Origin of the sequence: Mycobacterium sp., from assembly GCF_049608025.1 — a bacterium.
In the GTDB taxonomy this organism is placed as follows: Bacteria; Actinomycetota; Actinomycetes; order Mycobacteriales; family Mycobacteriaceae; genus Mycobacterium.
Genome location: NZ_JBMYXC010000026.1, coordinates 16,702 through 38,062 on the forward strand (window position 1 = coordinate 16,702; position 21,361 = coordinate 38,062).

Here is a 21,361-nt window from a genome sequence, read left to right on the forward strand (position 1 = left end):
AAAGACGTATAGGGAGTAGTAGACCGATGACGGTATTGATGACTGGTTTCCCTGGATTTCTCGGTAGCGCTCTGTTACCGCATATCTTGCGACGGACGCAGGGCGTCGCGGTGTGTCTGGTGCAAGCCAAGTTCGCCAGCATGGCGCGGCGACGGGTCAGCGAGCTCACCGGGTCGGACCCCTCGTTGGAGGGGCGGATCCGCCTGGTCGAGGGCGACATCACGCAACCCGGGCTGGGTGTTGGCGCAGATGTCATGGACGGCATTACCGAAGCGTGGCACCTGGCCGCGGTCTATGACCTGGCAGTGAGCCGGCCGGTGGGGGAGCGGGTAAACGTCGATGGCACACGCAATGTCCTCGACGCGCTCGAAGGCTGCTCGAGTCTGACGCGGCTGCACTACTTCAGCACTTGCTACGTCAGTGGCCGCTTTTGCGGTCCGTTCGGCGAGGACGACCTCGAGGTCGGGGCACCGTTTAACAACTACTACGAGGAAACCAAGCACCTGGCGGAGGCCGACGTACGGCGAAGGATGGCCGGCGGTATGCCGGCGACGATCTACCGCCCGTCAATCGTGGTCGGTGACAGCCGCACGGGTGAGACGCAGAAGTTCGACGGGCCGTACTTCATAGCGCAGTGGCTGTTGCGGCAGCCGCAGCATGCGGTGGTGCCGGCTGTTGGCGATCCAACGATGACGCGCGTCAACGTCGTGCCGCGGGATTTCGTCGTCGACGCAGCCGCCTACCTCAGCGGCCTGTCGGTTTCGGAGGGCCGGACCTATCAGCTGGCCGATCCGCATCCGCTCACCGCCGACGAGCTGGCAGAGGCACTGGCCGAAGCGACCGACCGCAAGCTGGTCAAGATTCCGCTACCACGGAAACTCGCGAAGGCGGCACTCGTCCGTGTCCCGCCGCTGTATCGGCTGATGCGTATCCCGCCTGAGTCGGTCGACTACTTTGCACATCCCACTCACTACCTCACCGACCACATGCGCGCGGACCTGGCGGGGAGTGGAATAGAGCCGCCCCCGCTACGTGGGTATGTCGATCGGCTGGTGGACTTCATGCGCCGCCATCCGGAGGTGGGCTCAGAGGCGATGGTCTGACCGCACCGACGCGCGCTTCGGCACGGTTCAACTCTGGTGTTCCGATAGTCCGATTCGACCACGAGGTGAGGTCGCGCCGACCAGTTGAGGCCAGGCCTAGCGAGATAAATTCATCGCTAGGACGAAACATTCGCCTGCGGCATTGCGCTGCCCACCTCCGTCAACCGAGCGGAAAGTCCAGCCGCAGAACGAATTTCGGCGAAGGCGCGGATCAGGGCAGCAGTCGCCTCGTGTGGCTCGCTGAGCGTTCGGTCGTCGGCAAGCACCGAGATGTTGAGCTGATCGACATAGCTCCACACCGTGATATTGATGCCTGCTCCGACAGCCACCGGACCTACCGAGTAGATCTCGGTGACGACCGCACCGGCGATGCAGCCGCGTTTCCGCGGACCTGGAACATTCGAGATGGTGAGGTTGAACGAGTTCGCCGTCTCACGCCCTGACATCCACCGCATGATCGCTATCACCGCCACGGCCGGCGAGTACTCGATACTTGTGCTGATCGTCCGTCGCCCCAGCAACTCTTGGTCTTCCTTGGCATTCGTTGTGGACACGTTGATCAGGCGCACTCGTTCAAGAGGATCCGCAACCTGCACCGGCAGCGATACCGACATCATGCTCAGCTCGTTGCCGGCGATGCGATCGGGTGACAGGTCGATACTCGCCGGCACGGTGGCGATGAGCGGCTGGTCTGCCTGCCCGTCATACTTCAGTAGCAGGCCCCGCAGAGCTCCCGAGGCGGTAGCCAGTATGAGGTCGTTGATCTTGATGCCGAGATGCTTGGCCGTTTGTTTGACCTCTGCCAGCGACAGCGTCGCGGTGGCGAACGTGCGCCGCGACGACAGCTTATGGTTCATGAAAGTGGCCGGCGGGCTGAAGTCCCGGGCGAGGTCCGGGTGTTGCCCGCGTTCACGCACTCGCTGCTGAAGGCGCGCGAGGCCGCCGAGGCCGGCCGTCAATGCCTGCGGGAGTCGACGCAATTGGGCCACGTGGTCCACGCCGGCGGCGAGTAGCAACTCGGCCGTCGACGGGGCCGGGTCGGCGACATAGCCAGCCCGGTCGTCGTCGACCGATTCCGGCCATTCCATGGCCAGCGCCATCAGGTTCGCTGACGCGACCCCGTCGGCGAGTGCATGGTGGACCTTGGAGATGATCGCGACCCGATGGTCTGCCAGGCCTTCTGCGTAGTAGATCTCCCAGAGTGGATAGTTGCGGTCCAACGGCGTACTGGCGATCTCGCCAATCACCGCATCGAGTTCCCGGCGCCCCCCGGGTGAGGGCACCTGCACCCGGCGCAGGTGATAACCAAGGTCGAGCTCTACTCGCTCGCGCCACATTGGGCGGTGCAAGTGCAGCGGAATGTCGACGAGTTGGTAGCTCAGTGGTTCCAGTCGATGAAGTCTCTGCTCGAAGGTTTCCACGAACACGTCGAACGTCGCCTCATCTGCGAAGTCCGTCGTGTCCACGACGGCGATCTTCAACGTGTGCTGGTGCACGTTCGGCGTTTCGATGTACAGAAAGAACGCGTCCCAGGCGTTGAGTCGCTTCATCGGCTCCACCCCGCTCCCAGAGGAATTGATGCAAAGCTACGCCTTGAATGGCCGTGCCGGGGCGTTGGCCTAGGTATACCTAGCTGCGACACCGTCCTGGACGACGAAGTCGAGTAGGTTTCGCGACCGCCTGGCGGCGCTGCTCGAGTGCTTGCTTCGGATCGCAAATTGACTGATGGGCCATATCAGCCCTGCGTTGCGGCGAGCTCGCGCTTGAGGATCTTGCCCGACGGGTTTCGTGGCAGATCGTCGAGGAACACCACTTCGCGCGGGGCCTTGTAGCGCGCCAGGTTGTCTTTGACGAACTCCTGTATCTCCTTCGCTGTGATGCTGCCTTCGCCCAGGACGACGAACGCCTTCAACCGCTGGCCGAACTCCGCGTCCTCGACGCCGATCACCGCCACATCATCTATCGCCGAGTGGGTAAGGAGCAGCTCCTCGACCTCACGTGGGAACACGTTTTCGCCCCCGGAGACAATCATCTCGTCGTCGCGGCCGTCGATGTACAGCCGCCCCTCGTCGTCGAAGTGACCAACGTCGCCGGTCGACATCAAGCCGTCGATGACGTCCTTGCCGCCGCCGCCGGTGTAGCCCTCGAACGGCGACGTGGTTCCGACGAAGATGCGTCCAGTCCCACCCTCGGTGACCGCCTTGCCGTGATCGTCGAAAAGTTTGACTTTCACCCCGAGCATCGGTTTGCCGACCGATGTCGGCGCGGCGCGGATATCGGCCGGCGTCGTCATCGTCGCAAGCGAGACTTCGGTTGTCCCGTACATGTTGTAGATCACGTCGCCCAGCACATCCATCGACCTGACCGCAACCTCGGCCGGTAGCTGCGAGCCGGCACAGAAGACGACCCGCAGACTGGACAGGTCCCGGCGGCGGATCTCGTCCTCGCCGAGCGCAAGCACACGTTGCAGCATGATCGGCACGACGCACCAGGTTGTTGCGCCATGCGCGGCCGAATCATCAAGGAAGCGCGCAGCGTCGAACTTGCTGCGCAGGACGAGCTTGGATCCCAGGCCGATCGAGAGCAGCGCGACCGTCAAGCCAGTGCCGTGATACAGGGGTGGGCCGATCATGGAAGCCTCGCGGGCACGCATCGGCATCCGCTCGAGCAACGCACCCGGCAAGGTGAAACCGCGCGGCTCCGACCGCGGCGCTCCCTTCGGCGTTCCCGTCGTTCCGCTCGTCAACAGGACCATCTTGCCCGGATGTCCCGGCGCAGGCGGAGGAGCCGGATCACCACCGGCGATGAGCTGCTCGAGTTGGTCGGCGGCGGGATCCGCCGTAGCAGTCACGACCTTCCCGTGAACAGGCTCGACGCCGGCCGCGGCCTCGGCCAGCGCCTCGTCGTAGACGAGCAGCTCGACGCCTTCGCGTTCGGCGACCTCCTTGGCCTGGCGTGCCGAGAACGCGGTGTTCAGCCAGATCCCCTTCATCCCCATGCGCGAAGCAGCGAAGCCGGCGATCAGCGGAGAGCGATGATTGCGGCACAAGATGCCGAGGCTCGAGCCGGCATCCAACCCTTGGGCGCGCAGTGCGCTGCAGAGCCGATTGACCTGCTCTTCGAGCTCCAGGAAGGTGAGCTCGCCGCGCTCGTCGGCGATCGCAGGATAGTCGCCATGGCGCAACGCGGCGATCCGCGGCGCGGCCCCCATCGGACCGTAATCGTTCACTGCGCTGATGATCCGCAGCAACCTATCGGGCGGCTCGATGCCCACCAAGCCGGCACGCACCATTACCGCCAGCGACCGCGCCTCTAATCCCGCGCGGCGCGCCGGCTCTGCCAGCATCCCGACCAGATCCATGTGCACCTCTTCAGTTGACTGCCTTGAGCTACTAGTACACCCCACCGGTGGCGTCTGCGAAACGTTCCTGTGTATTGAGATCGGCTCGTCGGATGCGGCTCCCTTCTTGCGGCGGGCTGCCGCCGGGTCTTTGAACGAGTTGAATCCACCGCTGCGCACCCCATCTGTGCCATAGGGCTTGTGTCCAGAGGTTATCTGCGGCTTGTGAATCCGAACCTGACGCGCAGCCGAACGGGTCTACAACAGACGCCGACCCCACTCTGAACTGCCCCGGGTTTCGTGCGCACCTTCTCTTGTGGGAAGGCTCTTGTGGGAAGGATGGCTCGATGCCAAGCAAGTACACCCCCGGGGGGATGAGCGCTCCGAGAACCTACTACGCCTGGCGTAACCGGGCTCCGTCGCAACGGGCGCTGTGGGATACGGCGATCACCGAAATCCTGGCCGACTACTAACGAGCCCGACGAACACGGCCGGCGTAAGCCGGAGTCGCTCTACGGCGCCACGAAGATGTGAGCCCACCAGCAGCGGCACCAGAGTTGTTCGACACGCTTTGGTCGAGATCACCTACGCGTCGTTCTCTGAGATACTTAATCCGTCATCGCGACCATGCCCGCAGGGAGGACATACCGAGCTTGTTCGGCAGAATCCGCGTGCTGCTGCTGACAGCACTAGCTCTGGCCGCTCTAGCTTTCGCCGTCCTCACGTTGGTGGTAAGGGCCAACACGGCGTCGAACATGCCCGCCCTGGTCGTTGCCGTCGGATCACCGTATACAGCGGTGGGCGCCCTTGCGGTCCTGGTTCTTTTGGCGCTGCGCCGTCGAATTTTGCTGTCGATTATCGCCGCAGTGGTGGCGACAGCCAGCCTGGCGGTGCAGGTGTCCTGGTACTACTTTGGTGGCCCACCTGAAGTCGGCGACCACGCCACCATTCGGATGCTTTCGTCCAACCTCTTCAAAGGCCGCGCCGACGCGTCGTCACTGGTCAAGGTTGCCGAAGGAAACGCCGATGTCATGACCGTCGCGGAGCTGACGCCAGAAGCGGTCGCACGCCTCTCGCAGGTCGGTATCGACGAAACGTTCGCTCATTCACTTCTGATGCCCTCCTCAGGCGCCGGGGGAATCGGCATATGGAGCAGATATCCCCTGACAGCACTGTCGGCACCCAAACTGTGGCGGGTCCAGATGCCCGGCGCGCGTCTGCGCGTCCCCGGTGTGCGATTCGATCCGCTTGTCGCAAGCGTGCATGTCATGTCCCCGGTGGCGGGAGACCAGAACACTGTCGACGATTGGCGTCTCGGCATGGCCAGCGCCAAGGAGCAGTTGGCCTTCTTCGGTCGCGTCGCCGACCCGGCGGCGGTGATCATCGGCGGCGACTACAACAGCACACCGGACCTGCGTCAGTTCCGGGATCTATTGGCCGATGGCTACCGCGACGCAGTAGAACAGACGGGGGCCGGCTTCGCGCCGACCTATCCCTCCAACAGGTGGTATCCGCCGGTCATAACCATCGACCACGTGCTCACGCGTAACGCCGCCGCCACATCGATCCGAACCGTCGACATCCCCGGCTCCGATCACCGTGCACTGCTGGCAACCATCCAGGTGCCGCTGGACCCAACGGCGTCCTAGCCACCGGCGATATGGTGCGGCACCGGCGCGAACGGAACATGCTTGTCCGAACATGCCTGTTCGGTGAACCCTGATTGCTGCACGTACTCACCGGCAGGTACCGCCTGCCGTGGCAGGTTTGCAGGCGGGATCAGGTACGTCTCGCGCCGGCCAGAGTTTCGCAGCCGTGTCCTGATCATCCGGCTGGGCGCGCACCATGACGCTCCACCGGGTCGAACTGTCGGTGCGGGGGCCGGTAGTCTGACCGTCCATGTTGCTTCTCGCCCTGATCGTCTTTGGTATGTCCATCGGCTGGGTTGCCCAGCTCATCATGGGCCGCCGCTCGACCCAGATCGACTGGACCTTGGCACTCGTCGCAGGGATCCTTGGGTCTTTCGTCGGAGGACTATTGTCCAGCCTGATCGCGGGTGACGGACTGGCCATCAGGCCCAGCGGCGTGATCGGATCGCTGATCGGTGCGCTGATCGTCACGGCCGTGTGGCAGGCGATCGCGAAGAAGAGACGCGATCGCATCGCCGACGCAAAGCCCTGAGAGAAATAGCCGCGGATTCCGCCGTCTCGGTGGCCGCCGCCACCGGCCGCACCGCTAATCGGCGCCGTCCTTGTGCTCTGCCCTTGGTAGGAAACGGTTTGAGAGGCGGCGCATGTTGTAGGCGATGTACGTCGTCAAGATACCGACGCCGGAGAAGATGTAGAAGGTCGTGAAGACCTTCCCAAACGCCGTCTGCGGCGACAGGTCCCCGTATCCGACGGTGGTGAGTGTGACCACGCTCAGGTAGTACGCATCCAGCCAGGACATGTGTTCGACGAGGCGGTAGACCACTGTGCCGATGCCAATCGTGACGGCAGTGATGCCAAGCAGCACCCGATAGATATGGCGATCAAATGTCTGATTCGTATCGCTCATGCGTGTGTTCCTTTCCTGGGCGATGAAATTGGTGTAGCCATCGGCGACATCATGATCCACGAGAAACCGACTTGGGAAGCAACTCCCCATTGCGGCCCCGGCCAACGCAGAAACCGCGCGGTGGTCGGGGCCAACTCAGTGGACAGGCGTTGTGAATCCGACGCTATCAGCGCACCGGCGGAACGAACTTGTGCTGCTTCGCGATCAGCGTCAGTTGAATGCGCCGGGAACCTGGCCGTAACTGCCGCCCTGGCATGGGATCCAGAAGGGCATCGCAATGCATCTCGCGTCGTTCGCATTGTTTGGCGGGTCAGATGTGCCAACGTCTCCCGCGTTGCCTGGATCTACGGGGTTATCGGGTTGAGCCACAGCGGCCGGAGCGGCAAAGATAGCCGACGCCGCGAAGAGGCCGCCGGCGATGAGGTGTCGCAAGCGGGTGGCATTCATCTTCAAATGGTAGCCACTCCCACCCTGTTTCGGTTGCGTTGCCGCACATGTCGTAGTCGACGCCAACACCATCCTTGCTCACGGTTCCGACGACGACCTCCGGACGGACGGAGGGGGCAAGTGGTCGCAGGTTCAGATATTCAGGATGCTGAGCTGCGGTATCACAGGCTCTCGGCTAAAGCAGAAGTTTGGACGCGTCGGCCACTTCGATGTGCTTGGTCCCCTGCGAGCGATACCGGGCCGCTGATCGGCTGTCGCTGGGTTCTTTGGGAGCAGGACGTTACGCACCGCGCCATCGAGACCGGCCCGTAGGACTGTGTAATCTGGCGAATCGTGGCAGCAGACGGGGCGCACATGTGCTGCGGGTTGGGCTCGGCCACCAAAACTCCGGCAACAGCGGTGGCCTTCACGACCGATAACTGCGATCCCCGGACGCGGGTCTCATGAATCCATTCTTGGGTGGAGGAAGGTTCTAGTAGTGACGAAAAGGCGGGCGGGATCGATTTGTTTATTGTCGATGGCAGCCGCTTTCCCGGCGATAACACTTTCAGCGCCAACGGCTAAAGCCGATGAGTGCCAGTATCCCGCTGTCGGCATTGGCGTGAACGCGGTCCTCGGGGGCGGTTTCTTTTGTAACTTCCCCACCGAGATCAACGGGAGTCATCTGCAGTGCGAGGCCGGCAGCAGTGTCGGTTTCGGCCGGGGAGGCTTCGGTGGCGACAGCACGTTCGGCGCGGGCGGAGCGAGTTGCACCTGGAGGTGTCCCGACAACACGTTGGCACCGGCACCGAATCCTCCCGGAGCCTGGAAAACGTATATGACCCCTCAGCCGAATGCCTGCGCGGACCACATGGAACCGATTGGGCCTTTCTCCGAGCCGGTGCGGGCTGACGAGGGGGTCCCCCCCGAGGGCAGCCCTGAAGTTGCGCGACCAATCGAATTACCGAAAAGGACACCATCAGCACCGGGATTTCCTGATGCATTCGACCCGGAGGACCCCAGTCCATGACGTTGTGTGCAGTGTTGCTCCATCGGGGAGTCGGCTCAGCTTCGTAACTCGTCTAATTGCTTGAACACCCGTCTCCTAAGCTTGGGATCGTCGGGCATCTCCAGCATTACCGGTTCGACCGTGATGTCGCCTACTGCCCACCGCACGACGTCGGGGAACTCTTCGACGCGTTTGACGAGTTCGTCGATGAACTCGCGGAACCCGCGCAGCGGAATGGCCAGCAGGAGCGCACAGTCCCGTTGCAGGCCCCTGTATCGCAGCGGGACGTGGCAACTGCGGCATACTTCGGAACACGCCAAGAACTGATCGTGATAGTCCATGAACCGATGCGCAATGTGGACAACATCTTCGGGCCTGCCGTCCTCGTCTGAACCCTGGAGCGCCACCCTGAACACAGCCGAGTCGGCCAGTGTTTGGAGATCACCGAGGGTTTCGGACATCTTGGCGAGCAGAACCGTCAGGGTCACACCTAGCTCATCGGTATCGCAGATATCGTCACCTGTTGGGTCGATGTAACCGAGTTCGGCGTCGAGCAACGCCGATCCACTTATCGCTCGTCGCTGCACCAGCACGGAGGTGAATGCCGCGGCGCGCCATCCGGGCGGCTTGTCCACCAGCATTTGATCGATGTCGTCAGGGTCATCTACGACCGCCGCGGCTGAGACATCATCCTGTGCCTCGACCGCCGCATCGGGTGTGGCCGGTACCGGGAGCCCCAATACCGAACTCATCATTTTCGCTCCTTCGGGGCCGTAAATCCCTCTGCTGTCGCCCCGTAGTACCCACTGATTCTGTTGTTCTGCATGCTGTTTGAGCTCTCGGCGACGTCGCCGAAATTCGGGGCTGCGCTCGCGGAGCAGACGGAGAATTGGCCGACTGCCGAAACCCAGGCCGGCTACCGCCGCGGTGATCATTAGCCACCAAGAAACTGGCGAGTGCCAGGTGAGCACCGCAACCATGACCCCGCAGACAACTCCTCCCACCACGGCGGCCCATAGCCCCGACCGACGCCGATTGCCATCCATGGTGGACAGGCTAGGCCTGGGGTCTGACACCGCTCCTCGGCCGCTACTGGCCTACAAAACCGCCAGCTGTCCCGAACCCGCAGCTTTGGTGTTGCCGACAATCGGCGCGGGCATGGCTCCGCCGTGCGTGATAGTCATGCTTCTGTACGTGATAGTCGTGCTTACCGTCCCGCCGGTGGTCCTGCAACAGTCCCTGTCCCTTTAACGGCCGGCGAGCCCCGCATCGGTGACAGCGGGGATTAGGTTGGTCCCGTGAGGATTCCGACATCGGACATCACGGCGTTAGTCGGGGCGAAGCATTCGCCTCATGGGTGCGCCCGGAGCACCCCCGGCAGCGCTCGACGGGCCACTACGCAATGGGGCACGTGTATTTTCTTGCCACGTCCATCAACCGCTGTTGCGCTCCAGGGCCGACGACCCCCTGCGCAACCATCTCCCATCCGATAAACCCCGGTATGCTGCCTTCGCACGCCTGGTGAGCGACGCGCCACGCGGTGTCAGGGTTCAAGTTGAACCCGTTGCGTTCCAAACCTTGCATATAGGCGTCGAATTCAGGCGTGCCCTGGTCCGGCACGGCACCAGCCGCGCTGGCTAGGGCGACAGCGGTAACCACTGCTGCGATCAGAGCTGTCATCGCACGTCTCATGTCCATCCCCTTTTCCCTTGGGGGTCGCATCCGGCCCTCCCCCCATTACATTCGCACGACCCAGTGACACAGACCGCTGGATCGGCGTAAACACCGGCCCAGCGGGTTGCCCGCGTGCACCGGGCCTACCGCAACCGGTACAGCAACGCACCAGACTTCCCGGGGGCACGCGTAACACACCGGCAGGCCGCTATCGGTAGGTCTAATCTGGGATTGGGATCGCGTCGGATGAACAGGGAGACAACCGATGATGGGCGCCCCAGGCACGGATAAGGACGACGGGTAGTGGCTCAACGATTCGATGGATGGTGGGGCGAACCTATGCCCGGTGGCGTCCCTGCCGGAGCGGTCCCAGGAGCAGTCCCAGGAGGAGTTCAACCATGAAGCTGGCGATTATCGGCGGCGGTCCGATCGGTACGGCCGCCCTCGCCCACGCCCTCGAACACAACCTCGAGGCGACTCTCTTCGAAGCCTCCCACGAAATCGGACACGCAGTCCGCCAGTGGGGGCACGTGAAGATGTTCAGCCCGGCGGCCTGGAACATCGACCGGTCCTGCGCTCTACTGCTCCGCCAGAGCGGCTGGAGTCCGACGAATCTGCCGGTCTACCTGACCGGCGGCCTCCTTGTTTCGGACTATTTGGAGCCTCTGGCGCAACTTCCAGCAATGGCCGATCACATCCGCTTTGGCCACCACGTGCATCGCGTCGAAAGGCGGGCGGACTCAAGTTTTCTACTGCACTTCTCAGATGAGGAAAGCGAGACGAGCTTTGAGTGCAACTACGTAATCGATGCCAGCGGAACCTGGTTCAATCCCAGGCAACTGCGCCTGTTCGACGACAACGTGAACCCGCTGCTGCACTATCACATCCCTGACAAAGCGGAGGCACGGAACTACTGCGACAAGACCATCGCAGTGGTCGGTATGGGCGACTCAGCATGCAATTCCATTTTTGAGCTCACCGCCCTGGGATGCGTGAACGTGATCTGGTTGCAGAGCGGGGCCAGCGTGGACGAGATCCTCGACCGAAAGAAAGACACCGTCGGCGTCCTCAAGGAACACGCTGACAAGTTGAGCAGATTGATCCAGGAGGGCTCCCTGGACATCATCAACGAATTCAACGTTGAGTCAGTCTGCTGCCGCTCGCATGACGGAGCACGGATCATTGTGCGGTCCGAAGCAGGAAACGAGGTCGTGGTTGACGAAATCGTCGCCAACATCGGATTCCAACCGGATCTCGATCTCTACAACTCCCTGGAACTCGAGATCGACCCGCGACTCCGCTGCCCTGTCGGAGTCGGCAAACGCCTTGCCGACTCCGGCGGAAGGAGCGCCCTCACCATCGACGGCGCCAAACTGGCTGCTTATGCGATGGACTACGACGCGGCAGAGCTTCGAATCGACCCTGGTGGCCGGCTCTTCGTGGTCGGCATGAAGAGTTACGGCACCCATCCCGGGTTCCTGCTCAAGAACGGATACCAACAGGTCGAGGCCGTCATCGGCGCTCTCGCTCGCCAACGCGAAGGGGCATGAGACCAGCTGGGCGGGCGGTTTCTCCCTCCGGGAGTCCGCAGAACCTAGCCATCTGAGCTAGTCCGGCGGTCCGATGTTGTTGATATCGATGGACCGCGGTAACCACGTCGGCATCGTTCGACAGCCCAGGCGGTACGCGGGCGGGGTGCAGGTTGGTGCGGTCGGCCCACGCCTTGATGTCAGGCTCAGCGCAAAACCGCGAGAATGCATGCTCGGAGAGGACTTGCGTACGCACCCAATCGGTAGGGCTGTTGGGGTATGGCAAAGGCGGGCAAAGCCGGTTCTTCTCGTCGTCGCTACCGCGTGTCGCCTCGACATAGCCGATGAGTGCAGCACCGAAACACGGTAGGGCGTTCCCGACCAGCTGGACGGTAATCGCCTGCTCGCCCCAGACCGGCACCAGGGGTGGGCACTTCAATCCAGACGCAGCGCAGTGCACGACGATTGCGTCCGGCGCGATCGGAAGGTCGCCTTCAGCGAACTGGATGTGCCCCGGTGTGACTGCGCGGATGTGGCCCTGCCGGATCACGTTCTTGATCGACCGCAATTCATTGAGCTCCCATTGGCTCACGGTGGCCGTTCTCGCCATGGTGGGCGTCACGGCAGGGTCGATGCGAAACATGATCCCGGCCGCCTCTAATTCCAGAAATAGTTGGTCGGGTGTTGCAGCGTTGGCCGCCGCTTCCATCATGCCCGCAGACATCCCGAAGAAGACCGCAGGATCAGGTTGGAATACGGCGCGGTTGAACATCCACGGATCACGGGGACGAATCCAACAAATGGCTTCCGGATCCACGCCATTGCCCAACAGCCATACGCAGGCGTCGGTGGCCGTCTTGCCGGAACCGGCGATCACATACTGGCTGGGGGCCTGACTGATTCCGACGAGATCATTGACCGCGATCGCCCTCGCGCCGTCGGCCACCCTGAACGGAGGGGATGTACAGGCCGGAATGTCGGGGGACAGGTAGCGGGCATCAACCACTCGGCAGTTGGGCGACACTTCGTATTGCTGCCCTGAAATCCGGGATACAAAGCGCCCATCGCCGAGATATTCGCAGTTGGGATGGAAGCTGACTTTGCCTGAGGCCGTCAATCCGGCCATGACGTGTTGGTAGTAGGCGTCGATCTCGGCTGCTGACGCGCGGGCGGGCAAGCCTGCTTCCGGTCCGTCGACCTGGACCTGATTGCCCCCCAGCAGTGTTGATGCGACACCGTACAACTCTGAAGGCAGGTGCAACCGGACGAACGGGTACGCGTCGAGCCAGTGCCCGCCCGCACGGTGACGGCGATCAATCATCGTCACGTGTACGTTGGCTGCACCGACGAGGGCATCCGTGAAGGCCATCCCCGAGGCTCCCGCGCCGACTACGAGATAGTCGCTATCCACGGTCGTGCTGACCACTGCCACGGCTCAACGGTATCTGAGGATGATCAAGCAAGGACATGCCGAGGCGTTCCCGGGCCAGATGCACAGTTAGCAATTCCATGGAAGTTCCCGGCACTGCCTCACGTACCGCTTTAGGCGGTGCGTCTCAGAGCATCTGCAATGTCTGAGACCGCTCCGTGTGCCGGCAGGTTCCGCCGTTGCGTGAAGTTTCAATCCGCAAGAGCCACAACGGAGACGGCACCAGAACCCAGAGCTACGTGCAAGACGCCAATCAACATCGCGGCTGACGTCGATCAGCACCTGCCCGAGCGGCTGAAGCCATGGCTCGATTTCTACCTGCATGCACGGAATGCGTTACAGGTCATGCTGGCACCAGCCCACTGAGGGGAGGCGGTCAGGCTCGTCCTCCCCAGCAACCCGACCGCCTCCTTGGTACATTTAACCTCATCGGCTGCACTCAGCACACATCTGATCGACTTAATTTGGCCTTCCGACTAGCTATCTATCCCTCAAGGCCAGGTAGCGTGGCAAACGATCAGCCAGCTGCGGAGTGAGCGATCGCTACCCCCGTTTGACGAGGCGCCGTGCTCCATGGCAAATTCTCCGCACGTTCTGGTCACGCCCGGAGGCCCTGAAGATGGGCCGGGCGGCGCCCGAGAGCAGCACCGCCCGGCGTTGCGGAAACTGCGATTCGGACGTGCTCGGCAGTGGGCCTCGGGAGCACGTCAAGGTGCTCTGGGTTATGCAGGCAGATCGCCGACCAGGCTGCTGTAGATGGCAAGAATCTTCGTCGTCTGCACGGACTGGAGCGGAATGTCGGGGTGAGCCGAAACGATGTCGCTCATCTCCCTCAACCTGGCCCGGTCGTCGGTGACCAGTCCAATGGCCGCCGCGATCGCGGCGGGGGAGGGGTCGGCGGCGAGAATTCCACCGGCCTCGGGAACCGTCTCGCTCAGGGCGGGGTCGCAATAGATCGTGGGCAATGACATCGCGGCCGCCTCCAGCAAGACCAGCCCTTGGGTGTCGAATCCGTAGGATGTGAAAAGCATTGCGCTGCTTGACTTCATAGCCATGAGGCATTTCTCGTGATCGACCGGACCATGCAGCCGGATCCGTCGGGAGAGGCCAGCAGAATCGATCGTCTTTCTCAGCGACGCCGCCAACTGGCCTTCGCCGTAGATGTCGAGCGTGCAACCATCCACCAGAGCAACGGCCTCCACTGCGGCGAGGACTCGCTTTTCTGATGACAAGCGGCCGCACCAGATGAGACGAAGCGGCTCGGTGTCGGGTGGGACCACAACCTCGGCGGCCATCGCACGTTCGATGAGGTCGTCGTCAATACCGTTGGAAATGACGGTAATTGGGCGGCTGACTCCACGATCGACCAGCGAGCGCGCGAAGTGTTTCGTCGGTATGATGACGTGGTCTGCCGCTTGTGCGTGCGCGACCATGAAACGCCAGGCAACGCGTGCGGCCAGTCCTTCTGACCTCGGCGTATAGGCGACATCCCTGGCGAGATAGGGCTTTTGCATGCGGCTCACGACGGCCGCGAGGAAAAGCGGAGCGGGGGTGGCTTGTTCGAAGTACGCGTCATAGCGGCTGTGTTTGGTTTGAACAACTGGAATGCCGTGCCGACGCGCGGCTTCTACGCCGGCCACCGCTACACCCAGGTCGCCCTGGGCGTGCACGATGTCAAAGGGCCCCCGCGCGCGGAACGCCTCGTCGATGATCGCGCCGTTGGCCCGGGAGGGCCACACGAGAACGAAGTCGTCGTATCTGCCCAATGTCCGCGCGAGCTGAGCGATGACGGGCACCGGTTTCAGCTCGACTACGCGGGGATCGGGATCGGGAGTCTTCGTCAGCGGTGGGGTGAACACCGTGACCTTGTGCCCGAGTTGTTCGAGAGCGTGACGCTGGCTGGACACAGAAATCTGAGCTCCCCCGAGAGTCGCAGGATGAAGATCTGTGAACAGCGCGACATGCATCTGAACCTCTCAAAACGTCGAGCCAGGAGATCGTCAACGGCGAGGCCGCCGCTGCACTGCACGGTCAGGCCCTGGTCGCGATGCGCTCGTTGGCGGCTTGGTAGTGGGCGAGCCTAGCGCGCGGTGGGTACACCGAATTCAGCCCCACTCCGCGCGGGCAGGCACCCGGCGGCACTGCTCTGGGTGACGCACGCAGAACTAGGCCGTGACCTGGGTGGCTTTGTCGGCGCCGGTTTCGATGCTGGGTTCGGTTGCCTCGGGGACCTTGGTGGTGTCGACGGTATGGGGGTACCAGCGGCGTAGTCGGCTGGCGTTGCCTACGACAGACAGGCTCGAGGCTGCCATGGCGGCGGCCGCGATCATCGGGCTGAGTTGGATGCCGATGACGGGGTAGAGCACTCCGGCGGCGATGGGGATGCCGATGCCGTTGTAGATGAATGCCAGGAACAGGTTCTGGCGGATGTTGCTCATGGTGGCCCGGCTCAAGGTGATGGCGGTGACTACGCCGTCGAGGGCGCCCGAGATCAGGGTGATATCGGAGGATTCGATGGCGACGTCGGTGCCGGTTCCGATGGCGAAGCCGACGTCGGCTTGGGCTAATGCGGGGGCGTCATTGATGCCGTCTCCGACCATCGCCACGATGCCGCCTTCGGCCTGAAGTCGGCGGACCTCGAGGGCTTTGTGTTCGGGCAGCACCTCAGCCAGGACGCGTTCGACTCCGACCTGGCGGGCGATGGCGGCGGCGGTGCGGGCGTTGTCACCGGTGATCATGGCCACGCTGATGTCCAGGGCCCGCAGTGCCGCGATGGCCGCCGCGGACTCTTCTTTGACGGTGTCGGCTACCGCGACTACGCCGCCAGGGGCGCCGTCGACGGCGACCAGCATCGGCGTTCGCCCCTCTTCGGCGAGTCGGTCCATCTCGGCGGTGAGGGCGGTGGTGTCGACATCGGCGTCGTCGAGTAGGCGCTGGTTTCCGATCAGGATGTCGCGGCCCTCCACGGTGGCCCGGATTCCCTTACCGGTTACGGAATCGAATTCGGTGGTGTCGGCGAGGGCGAGGCCGCGGTCTCGGGCGCCGTTGACGATGGCCTGGGCCAGGGGGTGCTCCGAGGACTGTTCGGCCGAGGCGACAAGGCGCAGCAACTGGTCCTCGCTCAAGGTGCCGGCGGCAAGGACGTCGGTCAGGGCAGGTTCGCCGCGGGTGATAGTGCCGGTCTTGTCCAACACGATGGTGTCGATCTTGTGGGCGGTTTCCAGCGCTTCGGCGGAGCGGATCAAAATGCCGTGTTCGGCTCCTTTTCCGGTCGAAACCATGATCGACAGCGGTGTGGCCAGACCGAGGGCGCACGGGCAGGCGATGATCAACACCGCGACGGCCGCCACCAACGACAAAGTGAGGGCGGGCTCGGGGCCGACGGTGAACCAGACGGCGAACGTGACGACCGCGATCGCCATCACCGCAGGCACGAAGTAGGAGGACACCAGGTCGGCGAGCCGCTGGATGGGGGCTTTGGAGCCCTGAGCCTGCTCCACCAGCGTGATGATCTGAGACAGCATCGTGTCAGCGCCGACGTTGGTCGCTTCGAATCGGAAGGCGCCGGTCTGGTTCATCGTCGCTCCGATGACAGTGGCGCCGGCTTCCTTGGCCACCGGGATGGACTCGCCGGTGACCATGGACTCATCCAGTGTCGAGCGTCCCTCGATGATCACCCCGTCGACGGGGACCTTCTCACCAGGGCGAACGAGCACGAGGTCGCCGGGCAGCAGGTTCTCGACCGGGACCTCCACCTCGGTGCCGTCTCGGACGAGGGTGGCGGTCTTGGCCTGCAGGCCAATGAGTTTGCGGATGGCGTCTCCGGTGCCGGCTTTGGCCCGTACCTCCAACAGCCGCCCCAACAGGATCAACGTGATGATCACCCCGACGGCCTCGTAGTAGACCTCACGCACGTGTTCGGGTACCGCCGAGGGCGCCAGCGTCACGAGCAGGCTGTAGCCGAAGGCGGCGATGGTGCCGATCGTGATCAGGCTGTTCATGTCGGCTGCCCGGTGCCGCAGTGTCAGCCAGCCGGTTCGATGGATCGGCCAGCCGGAGTAGAACATCACCGGTGCGATCAGGGCCAGCTGGAACCACGGGTTCAACATGAACTCCGGTACCCAGTCGGCGCCGAACAGATCTTTTGCCATGACCGCGACCATCACCGGGGCGGACAGGACCGCGCCCAACGCCACTCGCCTTGACAGGTCGGCGATCTCGGCTCGGCGTTCGGCGGATTCGGTGTCTGCGGTGTCAGTTGATCCCTGGCCCGCCCGAAGCTCCAATCGGTAGCCGGCATTGCTCGCCACGGCTTGGATTTCGGTGGCGGTGATGTTCGTGGAGTCGAAATCGACGGTAGCTCTCTCAGTCCCGAAGTTCACCTCGACCTTGTCCACCCCGGGCAGCCCCCCGAGGACCGACTCGATGTTGACCACGCACGACGCGCACGACATGTTCGAGACGCGGAACTCGACGCGTTCGGTGGGGACGGTCTCCTCGGTGGATGGGCCGACGCCGACTGCGGCGGCGAGCTCTCGGCCGCTGGCACCGGTTGTTGAGGGGGAGCCATCGGGAGGTTCGACGATCAGGGTTCCGTGGATCATGTTCATCCCGCAGGCGAAATCGAACTCGCCGATCTTGTCCGGCGTGAACTCCAGGGTGGCCGTGCCGAACGCCGGCAGCGTCTTGGAGGCGTTGAAGTCCGGGAACACCACCCGCGCCGTGCAATCGCCAGACTCCTGGCGATCGAACCGCAACCGCAGCGGCACCCCTTCGGTGACCCGGATCACCGCGGGGGAGTAGCCGCCCTTGACCGTCACGTCGACCTCCTGGATCCCGCTCACCAATTGGGCTCGGCGAGCGGTCTTGGGCCCGAAGAAGAACCACCCCAGGAACCCTAGGATCGCGGCAGCGGCGACGATCACGATGACGTCGGAAATCCCCATATCAGCGCCTCTTTCGTTGACGTACCCAGTGTTGTACCGGATCCGTTCACGGTCCGTTCTACCGGGATAACGAGTTCGGCGATAGGGGAAAGGTGCCGGACACGTGATGACGATGCCCCCGCACGGTGCGGAAACCTCCATCTGCCTAACGGTGATGACGTGTCGATCGGTCTGCGCATCCGGTACCGTCGCCAGTTATGGCCGTTGTAGACAGGGCCGCCCAGGTCCTCGCCGATGCCGCGAAGTTCCCCTTGCGGATCGGGTCGCTGGCCGCCGGCGAATCTCTCCGGACGGGAATGCGCCTCGGGGACGGAGTAGTGGCGGCCGGAGTGAAGGCCGGCGGTGAGATCGAACGCCCCGCGGTGGCCGCGATGCGCTCCGCCGGCATCGAAGTGGAGTCGCTTCACACCAACGATGGCCGCAAGATCAACTACGACTTCTTCGCCGGTGTGCCACCTGAAGTCCTCAACCCCGGCGGCAACCTGCCCGGCGCCAATGAGTGGGACCGGCCGCTGTCCACAGCCCATCCCAACCCGGTGGTGCTGATGCACGGCACCGCAGGAGGCGGCCAAACCAACTGGGGCGCCTACGTGCCACTGTTGGTGGCCGAGGGGTTCTCGCCGTTCACCCTGACATTCGGGGCGGTCAAAACCGCCCCCTGGCCTCTCTCGGCACTGGGCGGAATGGCGCCCATCGAGGATTCGGCAGCCGAGTTCGGTGAGTTCGTCGACAAGGTGCTGGCAGAAACCGGCGCCCACCAGGTCGACGTGATCGGGCACTCACAGGGCACTCTCGTGCCCGGCTACTACGCCAAGGTGTTGGGCGGAAAAGACAAGATCGGCAAGTACGTGTCGCTGGCGCCGCTGTGGCAGGGCACCGAGGTGTTCACCAACAAGCTCGCCGGGCAAGTCGAGTTCCATGTCGCCCTGGACATCACCCACCATGTGCACTTCGCTTCCGCACCGCAGATGATCCGCGGTTCCGAATTGCTTCAGACGCTCAATGATGGTGGCAGCCCGTACGTTCCGGGTATCCGATATGTGAACATATCGACTCGCTACGACGAATTCGTCCGCCCCTACACCAGCGGGCAGGTACCGGGCGGATCTGGCGAAGACGTGATCAACATCGTTGTACAGGACACCTGCGCCCATGACTTCAGCGACCACTTGGCCATCGCGGGCTCGCGCCGCGCTGCGACCATGGTGCTCAACGCTCTGGACGGAAGCAAGGCCCCCGCACACGGCCCCCGTACCGTGCCCAGTGAAATGGTGCCGCCCGTATGGGGGTAACGGTTCGACGGCTGCGCTGAACGACCCCCTCTCTGGGCCGCGGGCGGGGCTATTCCGTTGGGGTGTCAGCGATGAGTTTGTCAGCGATGAGTTTGTCGGCGGTGCGGTCGGCGAGCGCCATGATGGTCAGCATCGGATTGGTGCCCGACGAGGTCGGGAACGCGCTGCCGTCGCCGATCCACACGCCGGGCGTGTCATGCAGCTGCCCGTTCGGATCGGCGACGCTGATCTGCGGGTCGACGCCCATCCGACAGCTGCCCATCTGGTGGGCTGAGAACATCTGGTATCCACCGGCACTGAACGGAATCGACTGCGCATTGGCGATGAATTCATCGAGGTCATCACCCTGTTGCCAGGTGGGCAGTCCGTCGGCGAGCACGAAGATCTGCTGTGCTCCCGCCGCCTGGTGGGCGCGAGCCATCGCATCGACCCCGGCGCGCAGGTTGGCCAGATCGATCGGGTCGGTCACCGAGTAGGTCACGACAGCTCGACCGCCCTCGTCGATGGTCACTTCGCCAGAACCGTGATCGCGCATGATCGCAATCGCCCAGGAGATCTTGGACAGGCCGCTCATCACTGTCTTGTGCGCCGTCCCGCCCGTGAAGGGGATGAACGCCGAGGAGGAGGCGGTGGTGAACTGTGGCGCCTGAATGAGAAACCCGTAGCCGTGCTCGGGGCGTTCGAATTCCTCGATGCATGCCGTCATGCACGGTCCCCACCAGGCTTCTTGGTCTTCAGGGAACTCACTGATGGCCGCGATGACCGGGTGCAGCCGCAAGTTCTTTCCCACCGCCGGACCGCCGATGCCGGACCGGAGCAGAAGCGCGGGGGTTTCCAGGGCGCCGCAGGCTACGACGACTCGCGGCGCACGGACGGTCACGGCTGCGGTCGCGCCGGTCGTCGGGTCGGTGTGGGTAGCGGCGACACCGGCGGCGCGGCCGTTGCCGTCGAGGAGAATCTGTTCGGCTGCGGTGCGCACGAGGATCTTCGCGCCGGCGTCGAACGCGTCCTGCAGATAGGTCTTCATGGTGCCCTGCTTGGAACCGGTGGGATCGCCGAATCCCAAGTAGCCGGCAGTATCTGGTGAGTACCGAGCCTCGTCGGTGTTGCGCGCCAGCCGGGTGACGGCCCAGCCCAGGTTGGCCGCCGCGTCCTTGAGTCGCTGGTTGGGGCCGTTGAAGTCCGAGCATCTGTCGTTGACCGACATCCGCGCGGAGACCGCGTCGAGATGGTGGTCGAACTCCGGCCCGGCGACCCCGTCGAGGCCATATTCCTGCGCCCATTCCTGCCGAACCCATGGGCGGGTACGCAGGCAGTTTGTCCAGTTGATCGTGGTACCCCCGCCTAGGCCGGTGCCGGCCTGCACGGTGAGGTTCATGTCCGCGGTCGGCGTCGGCCCGCCCCGCCAGAAGGTGTTGCGGTAGGCGTGCAGTTCGATCTGGTCGAAGTCTTCCTCGTCGAAGTAGCCGCCGGCCTCAAGGACCACCACGCGTCGGCCCGCTTGAGCGAGCCTTGCCGCGATCACACCGCCACCAGCACCGGAACCGACCACGATCACGTCGGCGGTGAGTTCGACGTCACCCTCGGGCACAACAGGAGTGATTGTCTTGGTTCCGATCGGTCGCTGAACTGTCGGCCCGGGGTAGCCGAACCGCGCCCACATCGGGTTGCGTCCGGTCGTGGGGTCGGTCAGGCCGTAGCTGTACATGAGGATGAGCTTGGTCAATATGCTCACCCCGACCGCGGGGGCCGGTCCGAGCTTCGCGGTGGCGGCCAGCAACTCCTCGCGCGATTGCCGTGGCGCGGCCGCGATGCCCTGGGCGGCCAGCGCGTCGACCAGCCCGAGTAGGGCGTCTCGCTGTTCGGCGGGCATCGCTGCGAGCGCGTCCATGAGTCCGAGGTCGGCGCCCAGATCGCTGCCCGAGCGGGCCCAGAAGCCGTCCGGATCCTCAGCGCGCTCGATCGAGGGTACGACGGTGTCGCACAACGCCTTCAGTGTCTGTCGACGCTGCTCGCTCAGCCACGCGGCGTCGAGGTTCATGATGGGTTCCTTTCGG

The 21,361-nt window shown here is 63.6% G+C and carries 14 protein-coding genes and 1 pseudogene; 6 read left to right on the plus strand and 9 right to left on the minus strand.

The features are described from left to right. The first annotated feature begins 26 nt into the window (after nucleotides 1-26). The gene (locus ACPGXI_RS10560) at nucleotides 27-1,103 is read left to right on the plus strand and encodes an SDR family oxidoreductase (RefSeq protein WP_526652567.1); all 1,077 of its coding nucleotides are present in this window, start codon (nucleotides 27-29) and stop codon (nucleotides 1,101-1,103) included. Between the two features lie 116 nt (nucleotides 1,104-1,219). Here ACPGXI_RS10560 and ACPGXI_RS10565 read toward each other — a convergent pair whose 3' ends face one another. Then, nucleotides 1,220-2,653 (minus strand): WS/DGAT/MGAT family O-acyltransferase, encoded by a 1,434-nt coding sequence (locus tag ACPGXI_RS10565; protein WP_526652569.1) that lies wholly within the window; start codon nucleotides 2,651-2,653, stop codon nucleotides 1,220-1,222. Nucleotides 2,654-2,838: 185 nt separating this feature from the next. Next, the gene (locus ACPGXI_RS10570; protein ID WP_526652571.1) at nucleotides 2,839-4,464 is read right to left on the minus strand and encodes a class I adenylate-forming enzyme family protein; all 1,626 of its coding nucleotides are present in this window, start codon (nucleotides 4,462-4,464) and stop codon (nucleotides 2,839-2,841) included. A gap of 359 nt (nucleotides 4,465-4,823) precedes the next feature. On the opposite strand from ACPGXI_RS10570, the pseudogene ACPGXI_RS10575 reads away from it, so the two are divergent. The 3 genes and pseudogenes from ACPGXI_RS10575 to ACPGXI_RS10585 form a co-directional block, all read left to right on the plus strand. Further along, a pseudogene (locus ACPGXI_RS10575) lies at nucleotides 4,824-4,974 on the plus strand (IS3-like element ISMysp3 family transposase); the annotation flags it as partial. A gap of 140 nt (nucleotides 4,975-5,114) precedes the next feature. Further along, a complete protein-coding gene (locus ACPGXI_RS10580) occupies nucleotides 5,115-6,092 on the plus strand; it encodes an endonuclease/exonuclease/phosphatase family protein (RefSeq protein ID WP_526652572.1) in 978 nt (325 codons plus the stop codon). A gap of 250 nt (nucleotides 6,093-6,342) precedes the next feature. Beyond that, nucleotides 6,343-6,624, plus strand: a complete 282-nt coding sequence (locus tag ACPGXI_RS10585) for a GlsB/YeaQ/YmgE family stress response membrane protein (protein WP_526652574.1) — start codon at nucleotides 6,343-6,345, stop codon at nucleotides 6,622-6,624. A gap of 54 nt (nucleotides 6,625-6,678) precedes the next feature. Here the strand turns inward: ACPGXI_RS10585 and ACPGXI_RS10590 are convergent, their stop codons facing one another. The 3 genes from ACPGXI_RS10590 to ACPGXI_RS10600 form a co-directional block, all read right to left on the minus strand. Then, nucleotides 6,679-6,999 carry an ion channel gene (locus ACPGXI_RS10590; protein WP_526652576.1) on the minus strand — a complete coding sequence of 107 codons (321 nt, stop codon included), beginning with the start codon at nucleotides 6,997-6,999 and terminating at the stop codon, nucleotides 6,679-6,681. 1,491 nt (nucleotides 7,000-8,490) lie between these two features. Beyond that, a complete protein-coding gene (locus ACPGXI_RS10595; protein ID WP_526652578.1) occupies nucleotides 8,491-9,186 on the minus strand; it encodes a hypothetical protein in 696 nt (231 codons plus the stop codon). A 643-nt stretch (nucleotides 9,187-9,829) separates the two neighbouring features. Beyond that, a complete protein-coding gene (locus tag ACPGXI_RS10600) occupies nucleotides 9,830-10,132 on the minus strand; it encodes a DUF732 domain-containing protein (RefSeq protein ID WP_526652580.1) in 303 nt (100 codons plus the stop codon). 374 nt (nucleotides 10,133-10,506) lie between these two features. Between ACPGXI_RS10600 and ACPGXI_RS10605 the strand changes: the two genes are divergently transcribed. After that, complete coding sequence (locus ACPGXI_RS10605) at nucleotides 10,507-11,658, plus strand: NAD(P)-binding domain-containing protein (RefSeq protein WP_526652582.1); 1,152 nt, start codon at nucleotides 10,507-10,509, stop codon at nucleotides 11,656-11,658. Here ACPGXI_RS10605 and ACPGXI_RS10610 read toward each other — a convergent pair. The 3 genes from ACPGXI_RS10610 to ACPGXI_RS10620 all read right to left on the minus strand — a co-directional run bounded on the left by ACPGXI_RS10610 (nucleotide 11,621) and on the right by ACPGXI_RS10620 (nucleotide 18,012). Next, the gene (locus tag ACPGXI_RS10610; protein WP_526652584.1) at nucleotides 11,621-13,069 is read right to left on the minus strand and encodes an NAD(P)-binding protein; all 1,449 of its coding nucleotides are present in this window, start codon (nucleotides 13,067-13,069) and stop codon (nucleotides 11,621-11,623) included. The genes ACPGXI_RS10605 and ACPGXI_RS10610 overlap by 38 nt on opposite strands. 719 nt (nucleotides 13,070-13,788) lie before the next feature. After that, nucleotides 13,789-15,033: a glycosyltransferase gene (locus tag ACPGXI_RS10615; RefSeq protein ID WP_526652585.1), complete on the minus strand. Its 1,245-nt coding sequence runs from the start codon at nucleotides 15,031-15,033 to the stop codon at nucleotides 13,789-13,791. 198 nt (nucleotides 15,034-15,231) lie between these two features. Continuing rightward, the gene (locus tag ACPGXI_RS10620; protein WP_526652587.1) at nucleotides 15,232-18,012 is read right to left on the minus strand and encodes a heavy metal translocating P-type ATPase; all 2,781 of its coding nucleotides are present in this window, start codon (nucleotides 18,010-18,012) and stop codon (nucleotides 15,232-15,234) included. A gap of 197 nt (nucleotides 18,013-18,209) precedes the next feature. On the opposite strand from ACPGXI_RS10620, the gene ACPGXI_RS10625 reads away from it, so the two are divergent. Next, nucleotides 18,210-19,304 (plus strand): esterase/lipase family protein, encoded by a 1,095-nt coding sequence (locus tag ACPGXI_RS10625; protein WP_526652589.1) that lies wholly within the window; start codon nucleotides 18,210-18,212, stop codon nucleotides 19,302-19,304. 49 nt (nucleotides 19,305-19,353) lie between these two features. On the opposite strand, the gene ACPGXI_RS10630 is transcribed toward ACPGXI_RS10625, so the two are convergent. Beyond that, complete coding sequence (locus ACPGXI_RS10630; RefSeq protein ID WP_526652591.1) at nucleotides 19,354-21,345, minus strand: GMC family oxidoreductase N-terminal domain-containing protein; 1,992 nt, start codon at nucleotides 21,343-21,345, stop codon at nucleotides 19,354-19,356. Nucleotides 21,346-21,361 lie beyond the last annotated feature (16 nt).